The sequence below is a fragment of the Micromonospora sp. RV43 genome (genome assembly GCF_001029515.1).
GTDB lineage: Bacteria > Actinomycetota > Actinomycetes > Mycobacteriales > Micromonosporaceae > Micromonospora > Micromonospora aurantiaca.
In genome coordinates, this window is record NZ_LEKG01000260.1 from 1 (window position 1) to 6868 (window position 6868).

A 6868-nucleotide genomic window follows, 5' to 3' on the forward strand; every position below is an offset into this window, starting at 1 on the left:
GCGCTCCGGCTCGTACCCCTGGGGTTCGGGGCCCGGGTGGTCGGCGGGCGACGACGCGGCCAGCGCGGCGCCCGGCACCCGCTGCTGCTGTGCCGGCAGCGGCACCGCGTTGCCGGGGGAGATGCCCGGCGCGGGGGCGGGCTGGTAGGCCGGGGCGGAGTCCTCGGACCGGCCCCACGCCTCGGCCGGCGGCCACGGCTCGGGCGACGGTGCGGCCGCACGCTCGTCCTGGTTGCCGCCCCAGCCGGCGGGCGCGTCGGGCGACGGCACGGACACGCTCGCGCGAGCCTCGGCCGGCGCGGCGGCGCCCCAGCCGGGCTGCGCGGGCTCGTCCGACGGCCGCGCGGGCTCGTGCTGCTGCGGTACGGAGGCCGCGCCGCTCCAGGCGCCGGCCTGCTCACCGGAGTCACGCTGCTGCGGTACGGCGGTGCCGTCACCCCAGCCGCCGGCCTGCCGGCTCTGGTTCGGCTCCCAGCCGCCCGGCTGTGCCGCCTCGGCGGGGCTCGCGGCGCGCCCGGCGGCCCAGCCGCCCGAGCGGTCCGGGTCCTCGGTGCGGGCCGGCTCGTCCCAGCCGCCGGACCGGTTCTCGGCCTGCGGGGCGGGCCAGCCGCCGGAACGCTGCCCCTCGTCGTGCTGCGGGCCACCGGTCGCGCGCCAGCCGCCGCTGTCCTCGGCGGAGCGGCTGTCCTGATCGGACTGCTCCGGAGTGGACCAGGCGTTGTCCGGCCGGGCGGCGCCCGGCACGGAGACCGCGGCGGCGGCACGGGCGGGCGGGTCGGCCGGCGGCCAGGTGGCACCGGTCTGCTGACCCGGCGCCCAGGCCGGCTGGCTCTCCCGCGGGTTCCAGCCGCCCGAGCGGTTCGGGTCGTCGGACGCGGCGGGCTGCTCGTCGCGCGGATTCCAGCCGCCGGAGCGGTTCGGGTCGTCCTGCTGCTGTGCGGCGGCCCAGCCACCGGCGCGACCGGAGGCGTCCTCGTGCTGCCCGCCGGTGGGCGCGAAGCCGCCGGAGCGGTGCGGGTCGTCAGCGGGGGCGGGCGTGACCCAGGTCTCGTTCGGCACGGTGGCCGGGGCGGGCACGTAACCGGTGCCGCGGGCGGCCGGGTCACCGGACGGCGACCAGCCCGGCTGCTCGCCGGAGCCCCACCCGGGTCGGTTCTGCTCGGCGGCCCAGGGGGCCTGCGACGGCTCGGCCGGGCTGCCCGGCGGCGTGGCGGCCCAGGCGGGCGGCGCCTGCTCGGCGCCGCGATCAGGGCCGGACTGCTCCTGGTTGCCCCAGGAGGGGCCACCGGAACCGGCCCAGGCGGGGTTGCCCTGGTCGTTGCCGCCCCAGGCGGGCTGCGGGACCTGGGCGGTCGCCCGCCCGGTCACCGGCTGCCCGGCGGGCGGGGCCCACGCGGGTGGCTGGTCGTCGTTCGCGGCCCAGGCCGGGGCCGGCTGCGCGGGCCGACCGGCCGGCGGGGGCGGTGCCCAGCCGAGGTCGGGTGCGCCGTTGTACCCGTTGTCCTGCTGCGCCGGCTGATCGCCGTACGGCACCGGTCCGCCGGTGCCCGGCGACACCTCGCCCGGCTCCTGGCCGGGGCGGTGCGGAGCCTCGGACGTCATGGGTGCGCCTCCTCCATCACAGGTCGGCCGCCGATGCCGGTCGGGGGAACCGTCGGCACGGCTGCCGGCGTCGCCGGCGGGTACCGGCCGTGCGGGCTCCCCGCACCGTATCCGGTGGTCGCCCGGGGCCGCCCGGGGGAGCATCAGCGGTCACCGAAAGTCACCGGACGACGTCGATGGGTTTCGTTGTCCCGCGTCCGTCCGGAGTCAGCCGGTTGGCGACCGTGCCAACCGTACCGGGCGGTGGAGCGAGGTGGAATCCCGGTGCCGACCGACACCGATACGCCGAAGACCCGCCCGGTGCCGGGCGGGTCTTCGGACTGGAGGAGGTGAGAAAGGTCGATGGCGTCAGCTCATGTGACGCTGGGCGATGGCGAGAAGCTCCTCGCGGACCGCGGGCGAGTTGGCGGAGCGCAGCGCGTGCTCGATGGCGCGGGCGCGGCGGTTGGCGTCGCGGCGGGTGCGGATTCGCTCGATCATGCTCATCTCGGGTCTCTCCTCCTGGCTATTCGGTTGTCAGCCCCTTGATGTCTCTATTTAAGCGCACCGGGACGCCCATCGCCATCGATTATTAGGTGAGCTGAACCACGTACCTACGGATCGTAGGTGTTCACACCCTCAGATCCGACGAATCCGTTCCCAAAAAAGTCACGGCCGGTGTGCCGGGCGTTCACCCGTGGCACACCGGCCGTGACCGGAGCGGCGGTGCGTCAGGTCCAGGCGAGCAGCGCCGCCTCCGGGTCGGCCAGGAAGTCCCCGATGTCGCGGAGGAACTTCGAACCCAGCTCACCGTCGATGATCCGGTGGTCGAAGGACAGGCCCAGCGTGGTCACCAGGCGCGGCTTCACCTTGCCCTTGTGCACCCACGGCTGCTCCCGTACCGCGCCGAAGGCGAGGATCGCCGACTCACCCGGGGGCAGGATGGGCGTACCGGTGTCGACGCCGAAGACACCGACGTTGGTGATGGTGAGCGTGCCGCCGGACATGTCCGCCGGGGACGTCTTGCCCGACTTCGCGGTCTGCACCAGTTCCGTCATCGCGTCCGCCAGCTCGCGCAGCGAGAGCCGCCCGGCGTCCTTGATGTTCGGCACGATCAGGCCGCGCTCGGTGGCCGCCGCGATGCCGAGGTTGACGTACTCCTTCACCACGATCTCGTCGCCGGCCCAGGTCGAGTTGACCATCGGGTGCCGCTTGACGGCCAGGAGCACCGCCTTGGCGACCAGCAGCAGCGGCGAGACGCGCACGTCCCGCCACTCGCGCCGGTCACGCAGCCGGTCCAGCGCCTTCATCGCCCGGGTCACGTCGACGGTCAGGAACTCCGTCACGTGCGGGGCGGTGAACGCCGAGCGGGCCATGTTCTCCGCGGTGAGCTTGCGTACCCCCTTGACCGGGATGCGCTGCTCGCGGTCCGCGCCGAAGCTCGCGGCCGACGCGGCAGGCGCCGCGACCGTCAGCGGCTCGGCCGCCGCCGGGGTCGCGCTCGCCGCCCGCTGTACGTCCTCACGGGTGATCGAGCCGAGCGGACCCGAGCCGGTGAGCGTGGCCAGGTCGATGCCGAGATCCTTCGCCAGCTTGCGGACCGGCGGCTTGGCCAGCACCGGACCGCTGACCCGGCCGTTGCCGTTGACCGCCTGCGCCGGAGCGGGCGCCACCGGCGCGGGAGCGACAGGCGCGGGTGCCACCGGGGCGGCGGCCTGAACCGGTGCCGCGGCCGGCGCGTCGCCCTTGCGCGGGCGGCGCTTGGCCGGGGCGTTGCGCGGGCCGTAGCCGACCAGCACGGCGGTACGCCCACCCGGGGCGACGCCACCGATCAGGCCCGGCTCGACCATGCCCTCGGCCGGCGCGACCTGGACCGCTGCGAGCGACGCTGCCGACGGGGCGGGCAGCTCCGACGCCGGGGTCGCGGTCGTCGACTCCTCGATCGGCCCGGCGTTCGGGTCGGTGTCGATCGCGATGATCGGTACGCCGACCTCGACCGTCGACCCCTCCGGATGGAAGATCGCCTGCACCCGGCCAGCCCACTTCGCCGGGATCTCGACCGCCGCCTTGGCGGTCTCCACCTCGACGATCGGCTGGTTCAGCTCGATGTCGTCGCCGACCTTGACCAGCCAGGCGAGGATCTCGCCCTCGGTCAGGCCCTCGCCCAGGTCGGGAAGGTTGAACTCCTTGATCCGGGACATGCCGCTCACCAGCCGAACGTGCGGTCGACGGCGTCGAGCACCCGGTCCAGGTCGGGCAGGTACTCCTCCTCCACCCGGGCAGCCGGGTAGGGAGTGTCGAAGCCGGTCACCCGCAGCACCGGGGACTCCAGGGAGTAGAAGCACTCCTCGGTGATCCGGGCCGCGATCTCCGACCCGAGACCCAGGTTGCCCGGGGCCTCGTGCACGACCACGCAGCGGCCGGTGCGCCGCACCGACTCGTACGCGGCGGTCAGGTCCAGCGGCGAGATCGTGCGCAGGTCGATGACCTCCAGCTCGCGGCCGTCCTCTGCGGCGGCGGTGGCCGCGTCGAGCGCGGTGCGGACCATCGGGCCGTACGCCAGGACCGTCGCGTCGGTGCCGGGCCGCGCGACCCGGGCCGAGTGCAGCGGGTACGCGTCGGCGATCGGCGCGTCCAGGTCCACCGGACCCTTCTCCCAGTAGCGCCGCTTCGGCTCCAGGAACACGATCGGGTCGTCCGACGCGATCGCCTGCTGGATCATCACGTACGCGTCCTGCGGGTTCGCGCAGCTCACCACCTTGAGACCGGCGGTGTGCGCGAAGTACGCCTCGGGCGACTCGGAGTGGTGCTCGACAGCGCCGATGCCGCCGCCGAACGGGATGCGGATGACCATCGGGATCCGCACCTTGCCCTGCGAGCGGTAGTGCATCTTCGCCACCTGCGACACGATCTGGTCGTACGCGGGGTAGACGAAGCCGTCGAACTGGATCTCGCAGACCGGCCGGAAGCCGCGGATGGCCAGGCCGACGGCGGTGCCGATGATGCCGGACTCGGCCAGCGGGGTGTCGATCACGCGCTGGTCGCCGAAGTCCTTCTGGAGGCCGTCGGTGATCCGGAACACGCCGCCGAGCTTGCCGACGTCCTCGCCCATGATGACGACCTTGGGGTCGTTCTCCAGGGCCCGCCGCAGGCCGGTGTTGAGCGCCTTGCCGAGGGTGAGCGTCTCCGTGGCCATCAGTGCGCGCTCCCCTCGAAGGACTCCATGTACTGCGTGAACCGGGCCCGCTGCTCGTCCAGTTCGGGAGAGCCGTTGGGGTAGACGTGGTCGAACATGGTCACCGGCTGCGGGTCGGGCATGGCGAGCACGCGCTCGCGCAGGTGCACCGACTCGGTGCGGGCCTGCTCGTCGACAGCGGTGAAGAACGACTCGTCGGCGATCTTCTGCTTCGTCAGGAACGCCTTCATCCGGGCGATCGGGTCCTTCGCCTGCCACGCCTCGACCTCGCTGGCGATGCGGTAGCGGGTCGGGTCGTCGGAGGTGGTGTGCGCGCCCATCCGGTAGGTGTACGCCTCGATCAGGCTCGGGCCCTGGCCGTTGCGCGCGTTGTCCAGCGCGTGCCGGGTCACCGCGTACGACGCGAGCACGTCGTTGCCGTCCACCCGGACGCCGGGGAAGCCGAACCCGCCGGCCCGCCGGTACAGCGGCACGCGGGTCTGCCGCTCCAGCGGCTCGGAGATGGCGTACTGGTTGTTCTGGCAGAAGAACACCAGCGGGGCGTTGAAGACGCTGGCCCAGACGAACGACTCGTTGACGTCGCCCTGGCTGGTGGCGCCGTCGCCGAAGTAGGCGATGACCGCCTCGCCGTCCTCGCCGCCGGTCTTGCCGTCCATGGCGACACCCATGGCGTACCCGGTCGCGTGCAGGGTCTGCGCCCCGATCACGATCGTGTACATGTTGAACTTGAACTCGTTCGGATCCCAGCCGCCCTGGTCGACGCCGCGGAACAGGCCCAGCGGCATGATCGGGTCGATGCCGCGGCAGTAGAGCACGCCGTGCTCGCGGTAGGTCGGGAAGGCCATGTCCTGCGTACGCAGCGCCCGGCCGGAGCCGACCTGCGCGGCCTCCTGGCCCAGCAGGCTGGCCCACAGTCCCAGCTCGCCCTGGCGCTGCAGAGCGGTGGCCTCGGCGTCCAGCTTGCGGACCAGCACGAGGTCGCGGTACAGCCCGCGGTACTCCTCGTCGGTGAAGTCGACGCGGTACTCGGTCCCGTCCGGGCCGAGCGCGCTCTCGATCCGCTCACCCTCGGGGGTGAGCAGTTGTACGAGTTCCGGTTCACCGGTCGCGGCGGCGCGCCTGGTGCGGGGTGCGGCCCGCTTGCTGCGGGTGGCGGCCCCGGGGTCGCCCTTTGCCATCCGTCTCTCCCTGTCTGTCTGCGCCGGCGCCGGGGGTTACCCGAGCCGAGCACCTCGTGCGCCCGCCCGGCTGGTGCCGGGTCGGTCCCTGGCGACCGCGCCTGACCCCGGTAGGGGTTGCCGCGCGGCGTGAGCCGGAGTCGGTCGGGGACAGACCCAGGCCCGGGAGCGCCGGCGCCGTTCCGCACCAGCCGCGGGGTACGCGGAGGTGGCGGCTGCGTTGCCGTCGTGTCTGAATGATTGCAGAGGAGGTGAGCGGGCCCACAGTATGGCCTCCCTCGCCAGGGAGGTTCGATCGGGTTCACGACGGATAGGCGCTTTTGTCCGCAGTGGCGGGTGTGGCCGACGTACAAAATGTGTGTCGACACGCGGTTGCGGCTGGTGAACTGAGCGTCACTGGGTCAAGCTTGCGGTGAGCTGTTGCGCGGCATTTGTCCGAATATCCGCGCGTGCTCTTCGTCCGTCCGTGCGTGAGGAGTGTGCCGGTGTCCGAACCAGAGGGTCCGCCCGGTACGCCCTTCCTCGGCCGGCACCGGGCGCTGCCCGCCTCCCCGTACCGCCGGGTCGTGGGCGCCCACCGCGCCGCCGGAACGGGCGGTCCCAGCCGCGGCTACCTGCTCACCGTGGCGTTGCTCGCCGGCACCGCGTCGATGCCGATCCTCGCCGCGATCAGCACCGGGTCGGCCACCGTCGGCAACAGCGCCCTCCCCGACACCAGCACGCCGTTCCTGCCGACCCCCTCGGTCGGCCCGGTGGTCATCCCGATGCCCCAGGGCACCCAGGCCCCGGCGCCGTCCACGCCCACGCCCGCCGTCGACGTGACATCGGTGCCCCCGGCGCGGCCGGTGCTCCCGGCGGCACCGGCCGCGCCGGGGGCACCGATGTCACGTCGACGGCGGGCGTGGGCGTGGAC

Annotated in this window: 4 protein-coding genes and 2 pseudogenes; 1 reads left to right on the plus strand and 5 read right to left on the minus strand. The window is 73.7% G+C overall.

All coding sequences use genetic code 11. The features are described 5' to 3' along the window. The 5 genes and pseudogenes from ABD52_RS35155 to pdhA all read right to left on the minus strand — a co-directional run. Positions 1 to 1602 (minus strand): annotated as a pseudogene (locus ABD52_RS35155) (hypothetical protein); the annotation flags it as partial. Between the two features lie 348 nt (positions 1603 to 1950). Then, a complete protein-coding gene (locus tag ABD52_RS40395; RefSeq protein WP_013283356.1) occupies positions 1951 to 2088 on the minus strand; it encodes a hypothetical protein in 138 nt (45 codons plus the stop codon). Between the two features lie 224 nt (positions 2089 to 2312). Then, complete coding sequence (locus ABD52_RS35160; RefSeq protein ID WP_047894571.1) at positions 2313 to 3782, minus strand: dihydrolipoamide acetyltransferase family protein; 1470 nt, start codon at positions 3780 to 3782, stop codon at positions 2313 to 2315. A gap of 5 nt (positions 3783 to 3787) precedes the next feature. Beyond that, entirely contained in the window at positions 3788 to 4777 is a 990-nt protein-coding gene (locus ABD52_RS35165; protein ID WP_030269708.1) for an alpha-ketoacid dehydrogenase subunit beta, read from the minus strand. After that, the gene (gene pdhA, locus ABD52_RS35170; protein ID WP_013473399.1) at positions 4777 to 5955 is read right to left on the minus strand and encodes a pyruvate dehydrogenase (acetyl-transferring) E1 component subunit alpha; all 1179 of its coding nucleotides are present in this window, start codon (positions 5953 to 5955) and stop codon (positions 4777 to 4779) included. The genes ABD52_RS35165 and pdhA overlap by 1 nt, the downstream gene beginning before the upstream one ends. A 485-nt stretch (positions 5956 to 6440) precedes the next feature. Between pdhA and ABD52_RS39950 the strand changes: the two are divergent. Continuing rightward, a pseudogene (locus ABD52_RS39950) lies at positions 6441 to 6868 on the plus strand (hypothetical protein); the annotation flags it as partial.

Excerpts from the sequence above, each read along its gene's own strand:
- pdhA (WP_013473399.1), bottom strand. The coding sequence starts at position 5,955 with ATGGCAAAGGGCGACCCCGGGGCCGCCACCCGCAGCAAGCGGGCCGCA.
- ABD52_RS35165 (WP_030269708.1), bottom strand. The coding sequence starts at position 4,777 with ATGGCCACGGAGACGCTCACCCTCGGCAAGGCGCTCAACACCGGCCTG.
- ABD52_RS40395 (WP_013283356.1), bottom strand. The coding sequence starts at position 2,088 with ATGAGCATGATCGAGCGAATCCGCACCCGCCGCGACGCCAACCGCCGC.
- ABD52_RS35160 (WP_047894571.1), bottom strand. The coding sequence starts at position 3,782 with ATGTCCCGGATCAAGGAGTTCAACCTTCCCGACCTGGGCGAGGGCCTG.